This is a genomic window from Vreelandella glaciei, from assembly GCF_013415125.1.
Taxonomy (GTDB): domain Bacteria; phylum Pseudomonadota; class Gammaproteobacteria; order Pseudomonadales; family Halomonadaceae; genus Vreelandella; species Vreelandella glaciei.
Map to the genome: position 1 here is coordinate 40,045 of NZ_JACCDE010000017.1, position 22,011 is coordinate 62,055.

Sequence of the window (22,011 nt, forward strand, 5' to 3'; positions counted from 1 at the left end):
CGCGGACATCAAGTATCGCCGAACCGTACCAATAGGATTTCTATGCTAAGTGCCGGAAAACTTGTCATTCTGGATCGTGACGGCGTCATTAATCTTGATTCTGATGCCTACATAAAATCCCTTGATGAATGGGTGCCCTACCCCTCTTCAATTGCCGCCATTGCTCGCCTCAGTCATGCGGGATTTACAGTAGTGGTGGCGACCAATCAGTCAGGCATTGCCCGTGGCTATTATGATGAAGCAACGCTCCAGAGCATGCATGATCGCTTGTTAGCGTTGGTGGAAAAGGAAGGCGGAAGCATCGCTCACATCGCCTACTGCCCCCATGGGCCTAACGACAAGTGTCAATGCCGTAAACCATTGCCTGGAATGCTGCATCAGATTCAGCAGCAGTTGGGGCTGGCAAGCTTGGCAGGGAGCTGGATGGTAGGAGACAGTCTGCGAGATTTACAAGCAGGCGAAGCAGTCGGCTGTCGTACTGTACTGGTTAGAACCGGAAAAGGAGCAAAAACTGAAGCCAAGGGTATTGGGCTTGAAAAAGCACATGCTTTCGATGATTTAGCTCACTTTGTGGACTGGCTGATCACTACGAAGCAGTAGATACCGATCTGTAATCAAAAAAGCGCCGCTAGGAGACTACGGCGCTTTTCGTTAATGATCGTCACTATGTTTCACGTGAAACAATGACGATAGTAGCAAACGTCTCTTATACGTCTAGGTTAGCCACTAGCGCATTGGTTTCGATGAAGTCGCGACGTGGTTCAACGTCATCACCCATCAGCGTGTTGAACATCATGTCAGCACCCACCGCATCTTCGATCGTCACCCGCAGCATTCGGCGGCTATCGGGATCCATGGTGGTATCCCAAAGCTGATCTGGATTCATTTCACCCAGACCTTTATAACGCTGCACCGATAGACCACGCTGGCCCTCTTGCATCAGCCATGCCAGCACTTCGGAGAAGTGAGATACAGGCTTTTGACGTTCCCCTCGGGCAATAAACGCGCCCTCTTCAAGGAAGCCATCCAGCGTTTCGCCCAACTCAGCGATGCCCCGATAATCAGCGCTTTCAAAGAAGTCGAGTCCCCACGTGTACTCTGTGGTTACACCATGAGCCACCAGCGAGACGGTAGGTAGGAAAAGTCCACGTTCAGAATCTTCTTGAAGGTGGAAGTGATAACGCGGACCACCTTCATAGGCAACCATGTCATCCATGGTCTTCTGAATTTCATCAATCCAGTTCTGCATGGTTACGCGATCTTTCAGGCTTTCTTCACCTTTAAGCGCGGACGTATGAATGATCTGCTTGAGCACTTCATTGGGGTAAACCCGTGACAAGCGATCAATCCGTTTCATGACGTTACGGTACTGGTTTACCAGCGTTTCTAACTGAGAACCCGAGATGCCTGGTGCATTGGCATTAACGTGTAATCCAGCGCCGTCCAGGGCCGTGGTGGTTAAATAATCCACCATCGCCTGCTCATCTTTCAGATAGAGCTCTTGCTTACCGCGCTTGATTTTATACAACGGCGGCTGGGCAATGAAGATATGGCCACGCTCGATCAGTTCCGGCATCTGACGGAAAAAGAACGTCAGCAATAGCGTACGAATATGTGAGCCATCCACGTCCGCATCGGTCATGATAATGACGGAGTGGTAGCGCAGCTTATCAGGGTTGAACTCTTCGCGGCCGATGCCGCAACCAAGTGCAGTAATCAACGTGCCTACTTCAGCTGAAGAAAGCATTTTATCAAAACGTGCTTTTTCGACGTTCAGGATTTTACCCTTGAGCGGCAAAATAGCCTGGGTACGCCGGTCACGGCCCTGCTTGGCACTACCCCCTGCCGAGTCACCCTCCACCAGGTAGAGTTCAGACTGGCTTGGATCTTTTTCCTGGCAATCCGCCAGCTTACCGGGCAGGCCGGCAATATCCAGCGCGCCTTTACGGCGGGTCATATCACGCGCCTTGCGGGCGGCTTCACGCGCCCGCGCCGCATCCAGCATCTTATTAACGATCGCTTTAGCTTCGTTAGGTTTTTCAACCAGATACTCAGAAAACAGGCGGCTCATCTCCTGCTCAACGGCAGTCTTAACTTCGCTGGAGACTAGTTTATCTTTCGTTTGCGACGAAAATTTAGGATCCGGCACTTTGACCGAAATAATCGCAGTCAAGCCTTCACGGGCGTCGTCACCGGTGGTATTGACCTTGGCCTTTTTGAGCAGGTTTTCAGCTTCAATATAGTTATTGAGCGTACGGGTAAGCCCCGCTCGGAAGCCTGCCAAGTGCGCGCCACCGTCTCGCTGAGGAATATTATTGGTGTAGCAAAAAATATTTTCAGTGAAGGCTTCGCTCCACTGCATGGCCACCTCAACTTCAACGCCATCTTCACGAATAGCGTTAAAGTGGAATACCGGGTTAATGACACTTTTATTGGTATTCAGGTGATCAACAAAGGCTTTTAAGCCGCCTTCGTAATGGAATAGCTCTTCTTTACCGCTGCGCTCATCGAACAATCGGATCGCAACACCGGAATTCAAGAAAGAGAGTTCACGCAACCGCTTGGCAAGAATATCGAAATGGAACTCGATATTGCCAAAGGTTTCAGGGGAAGGGCGAAAATGGACGCGGGTACCGCTTTTTTCGGTTTTGCCCACAACGCCCAACGGTGCTTGAGGCACACCGTGATGGTACATCTGTTCAAACACTTCGCCCTGGCGCCAAATGGTCAAGCGCAGCTCGGCAGACAGTGCGTTTACAACAGAAACGCCAACGCCGTGTAACCCACCAGAAACTTTATAGGAGTTATCGTCGAATTTGCCGCCTGCGTGCAGCACCGTCATGATAACTTCAGCAGCGGACACCCCCTCGCCTTCGTGAAGTTCAGTGGGTACGCCGCGGCCGTTATCACTAACGGTGACTGACTCATCCGGGTGAATGACAACGCGAATTTCGCTGCAATGCCCAGCCAAGGCCTCATCGATGGAGTTATCCACCAACTCGAAGACCATGTGGTGCAGACCGGTACCGTCGTCGGTGTCACCAATATACATTCCTGGACGCTTACGCACTGCGTCCAGCCCCTTGAGCACCTTAATGCTTGATGAATCGTAAGCCTGCTCGCTCATTGACCACTCCGTCGTGAAGTCTGTCTCATTCCGTATCGTCTACTCTTCGCGCTAGCTAGCCAGCACTAACTGGCTCAGCCCTTGTTCAGTATGTTTCACGTGAAACATCTTCACCAAAGTATCAGGCCGCCAGGTACTACTTAACGCAGAAGGTTCGACGCTGGTAATAAATGCTTGGCACTGCATGTCTTCAAGTAACCCACAAAACTGATGCCGATTTTGCTCATCAAGTTCTGCTGGCAAATCGTCGATGAGATAAATACAGTGCCGCTGTGCTGTTCTTTCCAGAAACCGCCCTTGGGCGAGTTTCAAGGCGCTCACCACTAACTTTTGCTGGCCTCTGGAAAGCACTTCGATAGCAGGCTGCTTGTTTACTCGGATACGCAAATCTGCGCGCTGCGGGCCTTGCTGCGTGAAGCCCATTTGTTGATCAGTGGGTCGGCTATCGTGTAGCACTGCCGAAAGAGAGCGCTCTTTATCCCAGCCCCTCGCGTAATGAATCGACAATCCAGGCAATGGAAGTAGCACCTTAAGCGTCTCTTCAAAGACTGGCAAAAAGTCACTAAACCATGCACGGCGCAACGCATCCATCTGTTCGCCCCAAATGGCGAGCTCCTGCTCCCACACCACTATTTCCTGAGGGTGTATTCTACCACGCCTGAGCAGTGCATTCCGATGTTTCAACGCACGCCGGGTACGCTTCCAGATTCCCAAAAAGTCATGTTTCACGTGAAACACTCCCCAGTCGAGAAACTCTCGGCGACCAGCAGGAGAACCTTCAAGCAGTCGAAAAGCGTCAGGGTTGATTAACTGCAACGGCATCGCTTCGACAAGCTCCGCCAAGCGGGCGTTTTTATCTCCCTTTAGACGAAGCTCTAGCTCTCTCTGGGCACGCAAACGGCGTACACCAAGGGTAACCTCAGGCTCACCGCTTAACCGTCCGTACAGCGTCATATGGGGTTTATCGGCTTGAATGGTGTGCTTCAACTGGCGTGTACGGAACGAGCGTCCCATACCCAGAATATGCACGCCTTCGAGAAGGCTGGTTTTACCACTGCCATTGGCGCCACTAATAACGTTAATACGTGATGAGGGCGTCATTTCGACTGGCTGGAGGTTACGCAAACCGTGGAAATTAAGCAGTGTCAGGCTCATCCTATTATCACCACTTAAAATAGTCCGCAAATAAAGAGTATTGCATCCAATGAGAAAGCGGTGCTTCTGCTACCAGAAGCACCGCTAATGTAGCTTGCATGTGCAATGCTATGATCCAAACCCCCTTTACAGGCGCATTGGCATAACCACATAAAGTGCATCACCACCGCCGGGCACTTCAAGCAGTGCACTACTGTTAGGGTCGGCCAGGGTAATCTGCACGCGTTCTTCGTTCAGCACCGTCAGTACATCGACTAGATAGCCAACGTTAAAACCGACCTCCATCGCGCCGCCGTTATACTCAACAGCGATATTTTCCTCGGCTTCCTCCTGTTCCGGATTGTTGGCCATTACTTTAAGGTTGTTTTCCTCAAAGTATAGCCGTACACCACGGTATTTCTCATTAGAGAGAATAGCGGTACGCGAAAGCACTTGGCGCAGCGCAGCGCGTTCGGCAATCAGCACTTTATCGCCGTTGCGCGGCACTACGCGTTCATAGTCAGGGAATTTACCGTCGATGAGCTTAGAGGTGAAGGTGAAATCGCCCGTGTGAGCACGTACATGACTGGAGCCCAGCGTCAGGCTGACAGGTTCATCGCTGTCATCCAGCAAACGCGACAGCTCAAGGATACCCTTGCGAGGTACAATCAGCTTTTGTGACTGACTAACAGACACTTCAATGGGGCGTGAGCACATCGCCAAACGATGACCGTCAGTCGCGACCGTACGCAGCAGGTTGCTTTGGATTTCCAGCAACATACCGTTGAGGTAATAACGGACATCTTGCTGCGCCATCGCAAATGAGGTGGCTTCAATCAGGTGCTTTAAGGTGCCGCGAGGTACGCTGATTTCCTGACTGCCGTCCGCATCTTCTATATTGGGGAACTCGGCTACCGGAAGCGTCGACAGGGTAAAACGTGAACGGCCACTGCGTAAGACCGCACGGCCCTCTTCAACGGCTAGCTGAATATCGGACTGATCAGGCAGTGATTTACAAATATCCATCAGCTTGCGAGCAGGCACCGTTGCTGCACCCGCCTGGTCAACCTGGCTGGCCACCGTGCGCCCAACAAGCTCAACCTCTAAATCAGTACCGGTAAGCGACACTTGGTCGCCCTCTACCTGGATCAGTACATTTGAAAGTACTGGTAGCGTTTGGCGGCGCTCGACAACACCTGCGACCAGAGTCAGCGGACGTAACAGCGCCTCTCGGGAAATCGAAAATTTCATCAATACTCCGGTTCTATATCCTGAAAGACCTGCGCGTAACAGGCCCGTCCCATAGGGTGGTTAACTGGTCAACAGGCGCAGCAGATTCTTGTAATCCTCACGAATATCCGCGCTCTCTTCCTGCAATGATTTCACTTTTCGGCAAGCGTGTAACACCGTTGTGTGGTCACGCCCACCAAAGGCATCACCAATCTCCGGCAAACTATGATTGGTTAGCTCCTTAGCAAGCGCCATCGCCACCTGACGAGGGCGGGCAACCGAACGTGAACGGCGCTTGGAGAGCAAGTCCGCTACCTTGATCTTGTAATACTCCGCGACTGTGCGCTGAATATTATCGACGCCCACCTGCTTGTCTTGAAGGGCCAACAAATCCTTCAGCGATTCGCGAATAAAGTCTTGGGTAATTGTTTTGCCCATGAAGTGCGAATCAGCGATGACCTTTTTCAATGCACCTTCCAATTCGCGCACGTTGGAACGAATTTTCTGAGCAATAAAGAAAGCTGCATCGTGAGGTAAATCGACCTTAGCTTGGTCGGCCTTTTTCATCAAGATGGCTACGCGGGTTTCAAGTTCCGGCGGTTCAATCGCGACCGTGAGCCCCCAACCAAAGCGTGATTTAAGGCGCTCCTCTACCCCACTGATCTCTTTAGGATAGCGGTCAGAGGTCAGGATCATTTGCTGACCACCTTCTAATAACGCATTGAAGGTATGAAAAAACTCTTCCTGGGAACGCTCTTTGCCAGCGAAAAACTGAATATCATCAATAAGTAATGCATCAACACTGCGATAAAAGCGCTTGAAATCGTTAATCGCATTGAGCTGTAACGCCTTGACCATATCGGCGACAAAACGCTCTGAGTGCAGATAGACCACGCGGGCATTTTCGCGCCGCGTTGCCAGCGCATTACCCACGGCGTGCATCAAGTGAGTTTTACCAAGACCCACGCCGCCGTATAAAAACAGCGGGTTATAAGCGCCGCCGGGGTTTTCAGACACCTGGCGGGAGGCAGCGCGAGCCAGTTGGTTTGATTTACCTTCAACAAAAGTATCGAAAGTAAAATTCGGGTTTAGTCCGCTACCATGTTTCAGGCTGCCCTCTACCTGTACCTGGCGCTCATTATTACGCCGACTGGGAGCTTCATCACGCAGCCTGCCTATTTCACGCTCATCGGCAATATCGCCGCGCGGAGGCGTATGAACAGCCGGTGCCGAAGGACGCGATGGAGAAGCCGATACGGGGTTGCCCAAGTCGCGATGCTGAGGTGCCTGCGTGGCCGGACGGCGACTACCTACCGTCAAACTCACTTTCGGCGGCTTGGCCGGCGCGAGCTCACGCATTAGTTCACTAATCCGCTTGGCATACTTATCGCTCACCCAATCGCGCACAAAGCGATTCGGCGCCAATAAGCGCAGCTCGTTGGACTCTCCTTCTTCTGCCTGCAGCGGGCGTATCCAGGTATTGAACTGCTGTGAATTCAGCTCATCCTGCAGGTTGTCCAGGCACTGTTGCCAAAGCGTCAGTGACACTCATCTCACCATCGGTTGAAAACGGCCGACCATTGTAGCGCCCAAAGCCTCGGTTATCCACACGGGTTTAAGCTTGAATATTGCCCTGTGGACAACTTGCAGTGAGCCTACGGGAAAACCATGTGGAGGAACGGGGATAATTAACAAAAAAGCGACTTACGTTTAGGTTAAACACATCTACTTAACATCTTGTAGACTGTTTATACGGAACTTACACACAGATTTTTTATGTCTATAGGCAATTGATAAATAATAATTAAAACCACTTATCCACAAATAGTATCCCCACTATTAATAACAACAGGTTTAGAACTACTTATTAGTAATAATAGCCAGAACATAGATTGCTATAATTCTCACTGCCAGCATGGCCGCAATGACGCCACAACGCTTTTTATGCAAGGAAAAATTGCACCCAGCAAAGGAAGTCTCTACAATTTCCGGTCTTGAATTGAATCTCCCCGGCTAGTTCCTCACTGGACCGGGCTTTTTGGAATTCACTTTCCGTCCTAAACCACGTGGGAATAACGAGTTATGAAACGCACTTTTCAACCTAGCGTTCTCAAGCGCAAGCGCGCGCATGGCTTCCGTGCTCGTATGGCAACCAAAAACGGTCGCGCCGTCCTCGCACGTCGCCGTGCCAAGGGCCGCAAGCGTCTGAGCGCCTGATCTCGGATTGCGTGTGCCACAGAAAGGCTTTCCCCGGCAGTTACGGTTACTAAATGCTGGGGATTTCAGTCACGTGTTTGAGCAAGCCGACCTGAAAGTGCATGGCAAAGGTATGATGGCGTTAGTTCGCTTAAGTACTCGGGGATACCCCCGCCTTGGACTGGTAGTCAGCAAAAAAAATGTCAAACGCGCCGTAGATCGCAACCGTTTCAAGCGTCTCGTTCGAGAATCTGTCCGTCTTCGTCAAGATCACTTACCCTCTGTGGATATCGTGGTGCTTGCCCGACGCGGCGTTCAGGATATCGACAACGACACCTTGCATCGCCAGTTACACGGCATGTGGAAGCGACTTCAGCGTGACGCACAGGCGGTGATCGCAGCACCAACGCCAGAGCGTGACACGTGACCTTTGGTGCACACCTCGCCGCTCGACCTCGGCCTGCCGTCTGGCAGGCTTTCGTGTGTCAAGGGTCGAGTAAATGACACTGCGCCATTAGCATGTTCACCACCCAGCGGGCAGAACCCTCATGGACGTAAAACGACTTTTATTACTGATTCCACTAGCCGTACTGGCGTACTTGCTAGTCGTCCAGTGGAATCAGGATTACGGGCAGCCGAATTACGATTCAGTGCCTGAAACGACTCAACGCAGTAATTCAGTACCATCTAGCAATTCAGTACCATCCCGCAATGTTGACGATGGCGAGGGCGGCTTAGCCGTTCCGAGTACCACATCGCAGCCAAATGCGGTTGGTGAAGGTATTCCTGGCGATACTGAAAGCGAAACGTCTAGCCGTGATTTCATTGCCGTAACGACCGATGTTCTTGATGTACGCATTGATCCACACGGTGGCGATATTGTTTACGCCGCGTTACCTCAGCACAAACTTTCCCTCGAGTCAGAGCGGAACTACGTGCTGTTGTCGGATAACAGCAGCCGCAGCTACGTGGCTCGCTCAGGCCTTCAGCTTGATGGTCAAGCAAGCCGCATCGCGTTCACGCCTGAAAATACCGACTATCGTTTAGGCGATAACGATGAAGAGCTGAGCATCGACCTAACCGCCGACGTTAACGGCGTCGAGGTTATTAAGCGCCTCACATTTGAGCGCGGCAGTTATGCGGTTAACGTCAATTACTACCTAGCCAATAACACCGATGCACCGGTTAGTGCGCGCTTTATTGGTCAGTTGGCACGCGATAATAGCCCCGATCCTTCAAGCGGCGTTTCAATGGGTATGAACTCCTATCTGGGGGCTGCCTACTCAACGCCGGATGCACGATACGAAAAGATCGACTTTGAAGATATTCAAGCCAGTAACTTTGAAAACCGCGAAGCACAGGGCGGCTGGATTGCAATTATTCAGCACTACTTTGTCTCGGCATGGGCACCTCAGCAGGATCAGCAAAACCTCTACTACGTTACCACCGACTCAAGTAATCGTAACGTCGTAGCCTTTGCTGGCCCCACTAGCAGCATTGCCGCAGAAGGCGAAGCCACGTTAGGTGCTACCCTTTATATGGGTCCGAAGATTCAGGACTACCTAGAGCAGGTGGCACCAAACCTTCGCTTAACCGTGGATTACGGTTGGCTATGGTTTATCGCTAACCCCCTCTTCTGGTTGCTGGATAAGATCCACGACATCGTCGGTAACTGGGGCTGGTCGATTGTATTGCTAACGGTACTGGTTAAGACCGTGCTGTTCCCGCTTTCCGCCAAAGCGTACAAATCCATGGGCCGCATGCGTAAGCTCGGTCCTGAAATGCAGCGCCTGAAAGAGATGTATGGCGACGATCGTCAGAAGATGTCGCAAGAAATGATGAAGTTCTACCAGAAGGAGAAGATCAATCCGCTGGGGGGCTGTCTACCTATTGTGATTCAGATGCCGGTCTTCATCGCGCTTTACTGGATGTTGCTGGAATCGGTCGAACTGCGACACGCACCGTTTATCTTCTGGATTCAGGATCTATCGGTGAAGGATCCGTACTTCATTCTGCCGATCCTGATGGGTATTTCAATGTTCGTTCAGCAAATGTTGAACCCGACGCCCCCGGATCCGATGCAGGCGAAGATCATGAAGATGCTACCCATCATCTTTACCTTCTTCTTCCTGTGGTTCCCAGCGGGTCTGGTCATCTACTGGGTGGTCAACAACATCATTTCGGTGGCGCAACAGTACTACATTACGCGCAAAATCGAGAATGACCCGACCATCGGCAAAGGCATGAAGACCAAATAGCCTGCCGTGGTAGTTGAAGCCTTCAGACCCCCGCCCAGTGCGGGGGTCTGGCGTTTTAAAGATGACAAACTCACACTGTACGCATCCATTAAAGAGGCTCGCCATGGTTGAACGACTTTATACTCAAGATACGATTACCGCATTGGCTACCCCTCCTGGACGCGGTGGTGTTGGTATCATTCGCGTCTCAGGGCCTGCCTGCCGCGCTATCGCCGAGGCCATACTAGGTCACTGCCCCTCTCCTCGTTACGCCCATTACGGCCCCTTCCAGGGCGCTGAAAGCATTATTGATGAAGGCATCGCCCTGCTCTTCAACGGTCCCCACTCGTTTACCGGTGAGGACGTCCTTGAATTACAGGGCCACGGCGGCCCCATTATTATGGATATGCTGTTGGAGCGCTGTGTGGCTCTCGGCGCACGTCTAGCGCGCCCTGGCGAGTTTTCTGAACGGGCTTTTCTCAACGACAAACTCGATCTGGCCCAGGCAGAAGCTATCGCCGATCTGATTGATGCCACTTCCCGCTCAGCGGCCGAAAATGCCGTGCGCTCGCTCCAGGGGGAATTCTCGAAGCGCGTGTCAGCGTTGGTGCAGCGGCTGATCGAGCTACGTGTTTACGTTGAGGCGGCGATTGATTTCCCAGAAGAGGAGATCGACTTTCTTGCCGACGGCCATGTGGCTGAGCACTTGAACAGCGTTCAGCAAACGTTAATCGACGTGCGCCAAGCAGCAGGCCAAGGCGCTCTGATGCGTGAAGGTATGAGCGTGGTAATCGCAGGGCGGCCCAATGCAGGCAAATCGAGCCTGCTGAATGCCCTCACGGAGCAAGACACCGCCATTGTAACGGATATTGCCGGTACGACCCGGGATGTGCTGCGCGAACATATTCATATCGACGGTATGCCGCTGCATATTATCGACACCGCCGGACTGCGCGATACACCCGATGCCGTTGAGAAGATCGGTGTCGCTCGCGCCTGGGCCGAGATAGAGAAAGCCGATCGCGTACTGCTGTTAGTGGATGCCAGCACGACCGCCTCAACCGACCCCATGGCCATCTGGCCCGAGTTTGTCGCCCGCCTGCCCGATCAGCAGAGCTTGACGTTAGTGCGCAATAAGATTGATACCAGTGCGGAACCGCCTGGATTAGATTTATCCACAACGCCCCCCACCGTACGTTTATCCGCTAAAACGGGCGAGGGTGTGGATAACTTAAAAGCACATTTAAAAGATATCATGGGCTTTGCCGCCACCACCGAGGGTCGCTTCTCTGCCCGCCGACGGCATTTAGATGCCTTAGATCGTGCTATGGCAGCCCTTGATACAGGCCGCGCTCAGCTTGATGGCTACGGCGCAGGAGAGCTGCTAGCGGAAGATCTGCGCGATGCTCAGCAGGCATTGGGCGAAATCACCGGTGAATTCAGCGCCGATGATTTACTGGGCGAGATTTTCGGCAGCTTCTGCATCGGTAAGTAAGAGAGCTACTCGTTACCCTCGTTACCAACACTACTCTCCCACCCACCAATCCGCCTGATAGCGACTAGAAGAACCTAATAACGGCGTAATTTCTGCCATTGCAGCGGCTAGTCGCTCATCCAAGCCCCAGGGCGGATTAATCACCACCATGCCGCTGCCAAACATGCCGTGAACCTGCTCACCGGGTTCACGCAGCAGCAGCTCGCTGCGCCATATTTTGCGCTGACCGCTCTCTTTCAATGCATCTAATAGCGTGTGATGGTGGCCAGCGGGTAGCAGCGGATACCAGATCAATACCACGGCATGGCGCGCTTTCTCCAGTGTATAAGCGACGGTATCGGCCACTTCCTGATATTCCACTTTGCGCTCATAACTGGGGTCGATGAGTACACATAGCCGTGGCGTTATCGCGGGCAACATGGCCTCCAGCCCCGCCAGTCCATCGCCAAACACACGCTGGGCGTTAGCTGGCAACTCCTGAGTAGAAAGTTGCTCGTGCTCGCCGGGGTGCAGCTCAAACAGCCGCAGTTGATCCTGCTCACGCAACGAATGACTCAGCCACCAGGGAGAGCCTGGGTAGTGCGTCAGGGTTGCTGAGGAGGCTTGAGCAGTGGCTACCGCTGCTTGCCACGCGATCAGCAACGGATCGTTTAGCTCATTGCGAGCTTGCCACAGCGGCCCTATGCCTTCGCGATACTCTTGCAAGCGTTGCGTCTCTTGCGCATTAAGGGGATAGAGCCCTCGACCCGCATGAGTATCGACATATGTAATAGCCGTTTTTTTACGTAATAAATAATTAATCACCGTGTAAAGTGTCAGATGTTTATGCACATCCGCAAAATTACCGGCATGGTAGGCATGTTGGTAGGACAGCATGGAGACTCATCAGCAAGTGAATAAAAAAGCCCGCTATGGGAGCATAGCGGGCTTTAGTCGGCAACAGCCAGGTTAATTCAAGAACGTATCAACCTTGACCATTACCGGTAGGGGTTAGGGTAATTTCAACGCGACGGTTCTGGGCACGACCCTGCTCATTGTCATTACTGGCCACTGGCTGAGTAGCACCATAGCCCGAGGTATTAAGACGCGTGGACGAAACGCCATTCTGGGTGAGGTAGCTCGATACGGCTTGAGCGCGACGCTCGGAGAGACGCTGATTGTAGCTAGCATCGCCGGTGCTATCGGTGTGGCCGGCGATACTAACGCGGGTGTCTTGGTACTGAGTGAGAACATTAGCGACTTCATTAAGAGAGCCGCGCGCTTCGCTGGTCAGTTCAGCTGAGTCAAAACCAAAGGTGACACCGCTAGGCATATTGAGCACGATATCGTCGCCACGGCGATCAATCTCAATGCGCGATCCTTGCAAGTTTTCACGCAGTTGCTGCTCTTGGCGATCCATATAGACACCAATGCCAGCACCGGCTGCCGCACCTACGGCCGCACCAATCAGTGCACGATCACGGCGGCTAGTACTACCGTCGCCAGACAGCGCACCGGCAGCGGCACCCACAGCGGCACCAATACCAGAGCCCATCGCGGTGCTAGAGCGCTGCGTTTGGCCACCGTAAGGATCCGATGTGGCGCAACCTGCTAATAAAATAGCGGCTGCCAGCGGTGTCAGTAGTCGAGAAATACGCATCACTCACTCCTTGTTTATGTTCAGGACATCTTTTATTCACTGGTCAATCTTCATTAATTAAAGCCAGCAACTCGTTCAAGAATAATAGACCTTGAGGCGATGCACGCAGTTTTTCAGGCATTTGCATCAAAAGTCCTTTTTTCTCGGCGGTTTGTAAACGCGTAAGTAACATATCAGAAGAGAGCCCAGTATTGGCCTTCCATGCCTCGAGCGACACCCCATCAGTGAGCCGTAGAGCATTCATGGCAAACTCCAAAGGTAGCTCGTCCGCTGATATAACCTGCTTACCCGCTATAAAGCCACGCAGGTCATCCATGCGCTTTAAATAAGCATCCGGCTGGCGGGTTTTCCAACGCCGCTCAATACGCCACTCACCGTCTGGATCAATATGGCTTAGCTTGCCATGGGCCCCGGCACCAATCCCAAGGTAGTCGCCAAACTGCCAGTAATTAAGGTTATGCAGACTCTGACGACCATCGGTTGCATAGGCCGAAATTTCGTAGCGCTTAAACCCGGCCTGCTCCAAAAGCTGATGACCGCTGTCCTGGATATCCCAGAGTGCTTCTTCCTCAGGCAACGTCGGTGGATGGGAGTGAAAGGCCGTATTCGGCTCAAGGGTAAGCTGGTACCAGGAGAGATGCTCCGGCGCTAACGACAGCGCTTGGGCAATATCATCCATCGCCAGTTGAGGCGTCTGACCAGGCAAGCCATGCATAAGATCAATGTTAATATTTGTAAAACCCGCCTGGCGAGCCTGCGTAACCGCAGTGACCGCTTCGTCACCGCTATGAATTCGCCCCAGCGCATGCAGTTGATCGGGCTGAAAGCTTTGAATACCTAGCGATAAACGATTAATGCCTGCCTTTCGATAACCGATAAATCGCGCCTGTTCCGTGGTGCCGGGATTTGCCTCCAAGGTAATCTCGATGCCATCAGCAAACGGCAAACGGACTTCAATCTCGCTCAATAAACGGTCATAAAACCAAGGCGACAGCAGGCTGGGTGTCCCGCCACCGATAAAGATTGTCTGTATTTCTCGCCCAGCCGCTAAGGCGAGATCGCTATCCAGGTCTTGTAACAATGCGTCGAGATAAGCGGCTTCAGGCAAATCGCGAGGCGTAAAACCGTGTGTACCCGGCTCATGGGAGTTGAAATCACAATACGGGCATTTACGGACACACCAGGGGGTATGGATATATAGAGATAGCGGCGGCAACGTATCAACCATGCGCCACCTGCAGTAACTCCACCAAGCCTTGCAGCGCGCGCCCACGGTGACTAAGGCGATTTTTACTTTCACTCGGCAACTCGGCAACGCTCATACCCTGGTCGGGTAGCCAGAAAAGCGGATCATAGCCGAACCCCTCTTTCCCCCGTGGATGGGCAAGAATCTCGCCTTCCCAACTGCGTTGCACAATCACCGGCACTGGGTCTTTCGGGTGACGTAAATAAACAAGTACACACCAGTAACGGCCACTACGCTGTCCTTCTGCACAATCGCTGAGTGCGGCTAACAACGTTTCATTATTTTTCTCATCGCTCTTTGGTTCACCACCGTAACGGGCCGAGTAAATACCCGGTGCGCCTTGTAGGGCGTCTACCTCAAGCCCTGAATCGTCTGCTAATGCAGGTAATCCACTAATAAGACTCGCTTCTCGAGCCTTTAATAACGCATTTTCAACGAATGTTAACCCTGTTTCTTCAACCTCAGTAACACCAAAGTCTGCCTGAGGACGCACATCGAAGCCTAGCGGAGATAGTAATTGATTGAATTCTCGTAACTTTCCAGCATTACCGCTGGCTAGGACAAGTGTATTAACTGATGCCATGACACGCACTCCAAACAGTAGAGCACCAGTTTACGCGCTCATTGAACGTATCAAAAGCCAGCAAAATATTGCTCAACGTATCTGAAATGAAGCCACGTTGAAAATTATATGTCTGTAATTAAGATCCTGATAAATATATATTTCACCAAAATTCTAAAAACATAGGTGGTTATTCAATTTATTTTTACCTCTTATCTAATAACAAAACTTTACGAAACTTATCTTATAAGCAACACTTCAGGGGTTACCTGCTCACTCTTTCTTTCCATGAGGGCGACCCAATGTCGCAGGAAAAGTCTACTGGCTAGGTCTATATCGTTACCGATAAAAGTCCCCAAGCTCAGCTGTTCGCTGAATACTTGAATAAACATACCGGGTGCCCAATTAAGCTAGCACAGCCCCTGTGTCGATTATTAACTAATCATGAGCGTCAAGGTACCTCCCGCCCCATGAGTAGACGAACGCGACCGATTGCTGCCTTTTTGAATATCTACCTCTAGCCGTTCATCATCACTTAACAGCTTTACTGTGCCTTCCAATTCTGTACCCGTAAAGGTGTACTCAGCAGGTACTGTCCCGCTCTCTTCAACGTGCTCGGTGGTTTCGCCTTCGTGGGTAATCCGCCAATGGGCGGAAAACTCTGCGCCCGGCGAACCGCTCATGGTGATATGGATCTGGGTCATGTTTTGCTCCTGAGGCGTCTGTGCAGCGAGCGGGAAGCAGGCTAGCAGCCCCGCCGCGCAGGTCACGTATCGCCAAGCCGCTGGTCGTATCATGAGTGTAACTCTCATCTAAGCAATAGCCGCTCACCTTGAGCGGCTATTGCAGTATAGCGGGCTTTTAGTTACTTGCCGTTACATAACGGCAAAGGCTTTCTCTGCTGCATCCAGGGTGAACTGGATGTCTTCCGGTGTGTGTGCGCTGGACATAAAGCCTGCTTCGTAAGCAGAAGGCGCCAAATAAACACCGTGATCAAGCATCGCGCCAAAGAAACGGCGGAAGGCATCCGGGTTACAGGCGGTGGCTTGGGCAAAGTTATCGACACGACTTTGAGAGGTAAAGAAGAGCCCAAACATACCGCCCGCCGACTGCGTCATCATCGGCACCCGTGCGGCATTGGCACGCTCCTGAAGGCCAGTGCAAAGCGTGTTAACCCGCTGGGTAAGCGCATTGTGAAAGCCTGGTACCTGTAGCTTGGTAAGTAGTGCAACGCCTGCGGCCATGGCCAGCGGGTTACCCGACAACGTGCCCGCTTGGTAAATCGGCCCCAGAGGGGAAATGTTTTGCATTATCTCGCGCTTGCCACCAAAGGCGCCCACCGGCATGCCACCACCGACAATTTTTCCCAAGCAGGTTAGATCGGGCACTATACCGTAGTGGGCTTGGGCACCGCCCAATGCCACTCGAAAACCGGTCATCACTTCGTCAAAAATCAGCACGCTACCGTACTCGTTACATACCCGGCGCAGGGTTTCCAAAAAGCCCGGTTGCGGCGGAATGCAATTCATATTGCCAGCAACGGGTTCAACGATAATGCAGGCAATCTGATCACCGATTTCATTGAAACACGCCTCAACCCCTTCAGGGTCGTTAAACGAGAGCGTAATGGTGTGTTCAGCCAGCGACGCAGGCACGCCCGGCGAGCTGGGTTCGCCGTGGGTAAGCGCACCTGAGCCCGCTTTAACCAGCAACGAATCAGAATGGCCGTGGTAATTACCTTCAAACTTAACGATCTTATCGCGGCCGGTGGTACCTCGCGCCAGGCGTATCGCCGACATAGTCGCTTCGGTGCCCGAGCTGGTCATGCGCACCATATCCATGGAGGGAATCATTTCGCAGATCAAATCCGCCATGGTGGTTTCGACGGCGGTCGGGGTACCAAAGGACAGACCGTTGTCTAATCGCGCTCGCACGGCAGCCAATACGTCTTGGTCGGCATGCCCAGTGATCATGGGTCCCCAGGAGCCGACATAGTCCACGTAGCGATTGCCTTCAACGTCAAACAGAAAGGCACCTTGAGCACGCTCCATGAAGACTGGCGGGCGGTGTAACCCTTTAAACGCCCGAACGGGTGAGTTTACGCCGCCCGGTATATGACGACTGGCAAGTTCAAACAGTTCAGCTGATGTAGTCATGGCATCCTCTCGGTCAATGGCGTACAGAAGATAGGATCAAAAACGGACAGCCCGTGAAAAACGATGCGGCAAACATTGGCCGCTGGGCGGTTGAAAGCCTTGAGACAAACTTTGCCAGGTAAAGCGCTGGGCCTGCTCACAAGCAGTTGGTAAGCGCTCACCAACAGCAATACGTGCGGCAATGGCCGATGCCAGCGTGCAGCCAGAGCCATGGAAGAGTTCGGGCAAACGCGGCCACTGCCACTGGCGAGTGGTATCGGGCGAGTGCAGTGTGTGCACTACCTGCTGGTCATTGCCGGGCAACGGTTCATCCGTAGCCGTGACCAGGATGGCTTGGCACCCCTGTGACATCAGTGCCACCGCGCGGGCCGTATCATCGAAAGGGGTGATGATGTCGGGCGTAAGCTGGGCCAACTCAGCGCGATTCGGCGTTAAGATATCCACAAGCGGTAGCAAGCGATCAATAAACAATTGACGCAAAGCAGGTGTGGATAACTCAGTTCCGCCACCGGCTTTAAAGACCGGATCGGCCACCACGGGAATGCCTGGAAAACGGCGAATAATTTGCTCTGCGGCGCGCAGGGTGTCTTCGTCGGCGAGTAGGCCAAGCTTAATCGCCGCGACCTGCATCTCACTAATTGCCTCGGCCATTTGGCGCATCGCGGTCGGATCAGCAGGGATCACGCGTGTCACATTATGACAATTTTGTACCGTCAGCGCAGTGGGGATCGTTACCGCCCAACCGCCACAGGCAGCAATAGATTCGCTATCAGCGATTAACCCTGCCCCACCAGTCGGATCATGCCCGGCGAGTACCAACACCACGGGAGGAAGTGGTTGACGCATCAAAAGGGCTTCACAACGGCGAGAATAATAATCGCCACCAGCGCAATCACCGGTGCTTCGTTAAACCAGCGGAAAAACACATGTCCTTTGGTACAACGATCCTGGGCAAACTGCTTTAAATAGATCAAACAAACGTGATGATAGGCAATAAGCAGAACCACTAGCGCCAGCTTGGCGTGCATCCAGCCCTGGCTAAACCATTCGGGCACCAGGTAGAGCATCCAGCCACCAAAAATGAGCACCGCAATCATCGAGGGTGTCATGATGCCACGGTAGAGCTTACGCTCCATGGTTTTGAAATAACTGATAGCCAGTTCGTCGCCATTATCCCGCGCAGTGGCGTGATACACATACAGGCGGGGTAAATAGAACAGCGCAGCGAACCACGTCACTACGGCCATTAAGTGAATAGCCTTCACCCATAGGTACATTGTCGCTCCTTAAAGTGATGAATCCTTCTCGCGTTTATCAGTGCCAAGGTCATCGGCGCCGCGTGGGTCAGTGTAGTGATAATAACGCTCGATGGCGCCACGGGTGATAATACCTGAAATACGCCGCTGCTTTGGCCGATAGCCGTGCACAACGTAGAGCGCCCCTAGGGCATTATCCTGCAGTTTTAGAAACGCTTCAGAAAGCGTCGCCTGTAAACCAATCGGCGCCAGCTCCAAACGCTGCCCAGGGATTTCGAGTAGATCAATCAACTCATCCGCAGGCGGCTCTTCACCCTGCAGCGCCTCATCGTGTTCAAGTAGCCAGCGTGCCAATTCAGCTGCTTTTAGCGCCAGCACTGGTTTTTCCTCTGTTGAGCGCTCAATAACTAACCACACCGGGTTGGTTTCTAATAAAAGTCGCGCTTGATCAGGCGTGATCATGCGATCGGTGCGCACCAGTTGACGCTCCATCACCGCAGGCACCGAAACCCGTGAGAGTGCTTGCATCAACGGTTGCTGAAGCGGGTGCAGCCCGTAGCGCACCGTGCTGATAAAAAAGCCTTCACAGCCAGTCAATTGACGCGAGGTTAAACACGCCACTACCACCGCCAACATGCCGGGAAGCATAATACTCGGCGTGTGGGTTAACTCCAAAAGCGCCATTAGCGCAGCCAAGGGCGCTTGTAACACCGCCCCCATCATTGCAGCCATACCTAGCATCGCGTAAATGCCAGGATCCGCGGCTTTATCGGACCAAAGCCAGCCCCCCAGTAAACCAAACAGCGCGCCTGTGGCAGCGCCTATGACCAACACCGGGCCGATAATACCGATGGGAACACCGCCAGCGACGGTTAGCGCCGTAAGCAGCAGTTTGACGATCATTAGCGCCAGCAGCACTTTAATTTCCAGCTGGTTATTGAGCGCCGCCGCCACGCTGTCATAGCCGATGCCCTGAACCTGGGGGAACCACCAGGCCACCGCGCCAGTTGCCACCCCTACCAAGCCAAGACGCAACCAAAGCGGCCACTGCATAATCCGCTGACTGCGTGAAATATGAATAAACAGCCCGGCTAGCAGACCAATCACCAGTCCGGTAACCACAATCCACGGCAAGTTGATCAGTGAGCCCAGTGCTATCTCGGGGATACGGAAAGCGGGTTCGTTGCCATACGCCAACTGCGCCACCAGCGCGCCCATGGTAGAGGCCAAAATCACGGGCATAAAGCTCATTAAAGTGTACTCCATCATCACCACTTCCATGGCAAAGATGACACCCGCGATAGGGGTGTTAAAAGAGGCGGAAATAGCAGCTGCGGTGCCGCACGCCACGAGTACTCTAAGGCTATTATTAGGCAAACGTATCTGCTGACCAAGCCCGCTAGCCGCCGCTGCCCCCAAGTGAATAGCCGGGCCCTCACGACCCGCAGACAAACCACCTAGCACCACGACAACGCCCACCCACCACTGATTGAGCCAGTTGCGTAACGGAAAACGGCCTTGATGATAGGTAAGCCGCTCAATCACGTGGCCAACGCCCAGCTTGCGCGCTGCCGGTTTTTGCCGGTACAGCAGCACACCCACAAGGGTAACCGCCAGCATGGGTAGCAGCGCACGTAGCCAGGGTGCCATGCTTTCAAACGCTTCTGGATCGCCATCGGTCATGTAAAGCGCGGCGCCCGCTTCCAATAGCAGTCGAAACGCCACCATCACAGCGCCGGTAATAACCCCCGAGACAAGGCCCAGCAAACAGAGTTGCGGAAGGGCGTCGACGTTGGCCAACTGGCGACGAAAACTCTCTAAGGTAAAATCCGATCGGGAAAAACGCGCCACAGCGACCTTCCTTGCTCTTGTATCTTTACACTCTTGTGTATCATAGCTGGATACGCTTAAACAGCTTGGTGTCCTATGCTTAAGCTAATAGCGAATTTGGTTTTCTACTCAGCGGCATCCGTAAGGAGTGATTTGTGATTAAGGTCGGCATTGTTGGCGGTACCGGTTACACCGGCGTTGAACTACTGCGGCTACTCGCCCAGCACCCCCACGTCAACGTAGCCATGATTACCTCGCGCTCGGAAACCGGCGTCAAGGTGTGCGATATGTACCCCAACCTGCGCGGCCATTACGACACGCTGGCGTTTAGCGAGCCGGACGCCAAACAGCTGGGCGCCATGGATGCGGTATTTTTTGCCACACCTCACGGCGTTGCTCACGCCCTGGCGGGTGAGCTACTCGAAAACGGCACTCGGGTGATCGATCTATCGGCCGACTTCCGGCTGCGCGATGCCGACGAGTGGAGCCGTTGGTACGACCAGGCCCACGGCGCCCCGGAACTGTTGCAAGAGGCGGTCTACGGGCTGCCGGAAATGCACCGTGAGAAAATCAAAGAAGCACGTTTAATCGCCGTACCCGGCTGCTACCCCACTGCCGTTCAATTGGGCTACCTGCCGCTTCTGGAAGCGGGTTTGATCGACCCAGGTCAACTGATTGCCGACTGCAAATCCGGCGTTACCGGCGCAGGTCGTGGCGCTAAAGTAGGTTCACTGCTCGCTGAAGCCAGCGAGTCGATGAAAGCCTATGGCGCCTCGGGCCACCGCCACCTGCCGGAAATTAGCCAAGGACTTAGGGATATCCAGCAGTCCACGGTGGGTTTAACCTTTGTGCCCCACTTAACGCCGATGATCCGCGGCATTCACGCCACCCTTTACGGCCAGCTCACCACTGAGCCCGGCGATCTGCAGGCTCTATTTGAGCAGCGCTACGCTAACGAACCCTTTGTCGATGTGATGCCTGCTGGCAGTCACCCAGAGACGCGCAGCGTCAAAGGCATCAATACCTGCCGCCTAGCGGTCCATCGCCCCAGCAATGGCAATACGGTCGTGGTGCTATCGGTGATTGATAATTTGGTCAAAGGCGCCTCGGGCCAAGCGATCCAAAACCTCAACCTGATGTTCGGCTTTGACGAGAACACCGGACTTACTGCCCCCGCGCTGATGCCTTAAACACCTCACCAAAACCAGCATGCAGAGGGCAGCTCAGAGAGGAGGTCATTTGCCAAGGAAGGCAAATGTAGCGTCCATGGAAGGATTCACAGCGCCTCCTCGGCGAGCTGCCCTCTGCTTGATATACCAACACAATAGTTGACCAATTTGCTGGGAATTACCCATAATCACCCCCCAATGCCGATTTATTCGTTCTTTAAGCTCGCGGGAGGTACCCATGAGCGGTGCAGAAGCCTTTGTTCCGACCCCACTACTGCTCTCTGATAGTGCACGAAAACGTATTAACGCACTGATTGCAGAAGAAAATAACCCATCACTCAAACTGCGGGTCTACGTGACCGGTGGCGGCTGTTCGGGTTTTCAGTACGGCTTCGACTTTGCTGACAATGTCGCCGACGATGACACTGTGATTGAGTTCGGTGAGGCCGCACTGGTCGTCGACCCCCTCTCTTACCAGTATCTGGTGGGCTCCACGGTCGACTACGAAGAAGGCTTAGCGGGCGCGCGTTTTCGCGTTCAAAACCCCAATGCCACCACCACCTGCGGCTGCGGCGCTTCCTTTATGGTCTAAACAGCGTTGGCCCACGACGCTCCCCGTGACTTGACGCCCTGACGGTTTCTCGCCAAGGTTGATAGGTCAATAACGGCTAAAAAGGGTATTCGAGCGCCATACCTTGCTCGGAAACCCGCTACTAGCCACATAAAGCACGGGG

General features: G+C 53.1%; 20 protein-coding genes. 7 read left to right on the forward strand and 13 right to left on the reverse strand.

The window, feature by feature from the left end:
* Positions 1–42: 42 nt before the first annotated feature.
* Positions 43–600 carry a D-glycero-beta-D-manno-heptose 1,7-bisphosphate 7-phosphatase gene (gmhB, locus tag HZS80_RS12550; RefSeq protein ID WP_008959110.1) on the forward strand — a complete coding sequence of 186 codons (558 nt, stop codon included), beginning with the start codon at positions 43–45 and terminating at the stop codon, positions 598–600.
* A 106-nt stretch (positions 601–706) separates the two neighbouring features.
* On the opposite strand, the gene gyrB is transcribed toward gmhB, so the two are convergent.
* The 4 genes from gyrB to dnaA all read right to left on the reverse strand — a co-directional run bounded on the left by gyrB (position 707) and on the right by dnaA (position 7,039).
* Positions 707–3,127 (reverse strand): DNA topoisomerase (ATP-hydrolyzing) subunit B, encoded by a 2,421-nt coding sequence (gene gyrB / locus HZS80_RS12555; RefSeq protein WP_008959109.1) that lies wholly within the window; start codon positions 3,125–3,127, stop codon positions 707–709.
* Positions 3,128–3,178: 51 nt separating this feature from the next.
* The gene (gene recF, locus HZS80_RS12560) at positions 3,179–4,282 is read right to left on the reverse strand and encodes a DNA replication/repair protein RecF (protein ID WP_179916281.1); all 1,104 of its coding nucleotides are present in this window, start codon (positions 4,280–4,282) and stop codon (positions 3,179–3,181) included.
* Positions 4,283–4,408: 126 nt separating this feature from the next.
* Complete coding sequence (gene dnaN / locus HZS80_RS12565; protein WP_035556372.1) at positions 4,409–5,512, reverse strand: DNA polymerase III subunit beta; 1,104 nt, start codon at positions 5,510–5,512, stop codon at positions 4,409–4,411.
* A gap of 60 nt (positions 5,513–5,572) precedes the next feature.
* Complete coding sequence (gene dnaA / locus HZS80_RS12570) at positions 5,573–7,039, reverse strand: chromosomal replication initiator protein DnaA (RefSeq protein ID WP_035556369.1); 1,467 nt, start codon at positions 7,037–7,039, stop codon at positions 5,573–5,575.
* Positions 7,040–7,573: 534 nt separating this feature from the next.
* Between dnaA and rpmH the strand changes: the two genes are divergently transcribed.
* From rpmH to mnmE, 4 genes are all read left to right on the forward strand, one after another.
* Positions 7,574–7,708 carry a 50S ribosomal protein L34 gene (gene rpmH, locus HZS80_RS12575; protein WP_008959105.1) on the forward strand — a complete coding sequence of 45 codons (135 nt, stop codon included), beginning with the start codon at positions 7,574–7,576 and terminating at the stop codon, positions 7,706–7,708.
* Positions 7,709–7,721: 13 nt separating this feature from the next.
* A complete protein-coding gene (gene rnpA, locus HZS80_RS12580) occupies positions 7,722–8,114 on the forward strand; it encodes a ribonuclease P protein component (protein ID WP_082072518.1) in 393 nt (130 codons plus the stop codon).
* A gap of 121 nt (positions 8,115–8,235) precedes the next feature.
* Positions 8,236–9,945: a membrane protein insertase YidC gene (yidC, locus tag HZS80_RS12585; RefSeq protein WP_035556366.1), complete on the forward strand. Its 1,710-nt coding sequence runs from the start codon at positions 8,236–8,238 to the stop codon at positions 9,943–9,945.
* A 103-nt stretch (positions 9,946–10,048) separates the two neighbouring features.
* A complete protein-coding gene (gene mnmE, locus HZS80_RS12590; RefSeq protein WP_179916282.1) occupies positions 10,049–11,419 on the forward strand; it encodes a tRNA uridine-5-carboxymethylaminomethyl(34) synthesis GTPase MnmE in 1,371 nt (456 codons plus the stop codon).
* A gap of 30 nt (positions 11,420–11,449) precedes the next feature.
* Here mnmE and HZS80_RS12595 read toward each other — a convergent pair whose 3' ends face one another.
* The 9 genes from HZS80_RS12595 to HZS80_RS12635 all read right to left on the reverse strand — a co-directional run bounded on the left by HZS80_RS12595 (position 11,450) and on the right by HZS80_RS12635 (position 20,129).
* Positions 11,450–12,295 carry a 23S rRNA (adenine(2030)-N(6))-methyltransferase RlmJ gene (locus HZS80_RS12595; protein WP_179916283.1) on the reverse strand — a complete coding sequence of 282 codons (846 nt, stop codon included), beginning with the start codon at positions 12,293–12,295 and terminating at the stop codon, positions 11,450–11,452.
* 88 nt (positions 12,296–12,383) lie between these two features.
* Positions 12,384–13,058 (reverse strand): YiaD family glycine zipper/OmpA-like lipoprotein, encoded by a 675-nt coding sequence (locus tag HZS80_RS12600; protein WP_035556360.1) that lies wholly within the window; start codon positions 13,056–13,058, stop codon positions 12,384–12,386.
* Between the two features lie 43 nt (positions 13,059–13,101).
* On the reverse strand, positions 13,102–14,286 hold the full coding sequence (gene hemW / locus HZS80_RS12605; RefSeq protein ID WP_035556358.1) for a radical SAM family heme chaperone HemW: 1,185 nt from the start codon (positions 14,284–14,286) through the stop codon (positions 13,102–13,104).
* Positions 14,279–14,887, reverse strand: coding sequence for an RdgB/HAM1 family non-canonical purine NTP pyrophosphatase (rdgB, locus tag HZS80_RS12610; protein ID WP_035556355.1), 609 nt, complete (start codon positions 14,885–14,887; stop codon positions 14,279–14,281). Before rdgB ends, hemW begins: the two co-directional genes overlap by 8 nt.
* A 413-nt stretch (positions 14,888–15,300) precedes the next feature.
* Entirely contained in the window at positions 15,301–15,570 is a 270-nt protein-coding gene (locus HZS80_RS12615) for a hypothetical protein (protein WP_246362002.1), read from the reverse strand.
* A 171-nt stretch (positions 15,571–15,741) separates the two neighbouring features.
* A complete protein-coding gene (gene hemL / locus HZS80_RS12620) occupies positions 15,742–17,022 on the reverse strand; it encodes a glutamate-1-semialdehyde 2,1-aminomutase (protein ID WP_035556353.1) in 1,281 nt (426 codons plus the stop codon).
* A gap of 36 nt (positions 17,023–17,058) precedes the next feature.
* Positions 17,059–17,868: a bifunctional hydroxymethylpyrimidine kinase/phosphomethylpyrimidine kinase gene (gene thiD, locus HZS80_RS12625; protein ID WP_035556349.1), complete on the reverse strand. Its 810-nt coding sequence runs from the start codon at positions 17,866–17,868 to the stop codon at positions 17,059–17,061.
* Entirely contained in the window at positions 17,868–18,299 is a 432-nt protein-coding gene (hemJ, locus tag HZS80_RS12630) for a protoporphyrinogen oxidase HemJ (RefSeq protein WP_035556346.1), read from the reverse strand. The genes thiD and hemJ overlap by 1 nt, the downstream gene beginning before the upstream one ends.
* A 9-nt stretch (positions 18,300–18,308) precedes the next feature.
* Positions 18,309–20,129 (reverse strand): chloride channel protein, encoded by a 1,821-nt coding sequence (locus HZS80_RS12635; protein WP_179916284.1) that lies wholly within the window; start codon positions 20,127–20,129, stop codon positions 18,309–18,311.
* Between the two features lie 134 nt (positions 20,130–20,263).
* On the opposite strand from HZS80_RS12635, the gene argC reads away from it, so the two are divergent.
* Positions 20,264–21,298, forward strand: a complete 1,035-nt coding sequence (gene argC / locus HZS80_RS12640; protein ID WP_179916285.1) for an N-acetyl-gamma-glutamyl-phosphate reductase — start codon at positions 20,264–20,266, stop codon at positions 21,296–21,298.
* A 217-nt stretch (positions 21,299–21,515) separates the two neighbouring features.
* Complete coding sequence (gene erpA, locus HZS80_RS12645) at positions 21,516–21,869, forward strand: iron-sulfur cluster insertion protein ErpA (RefSeq protein WP_008959085.1); 354 nt, start codon at positions 21,516–21,518, stop codon at positions 21,867–21,869.
* Positions 21,870–22,011: the final 142 nt, after the last annotated feature.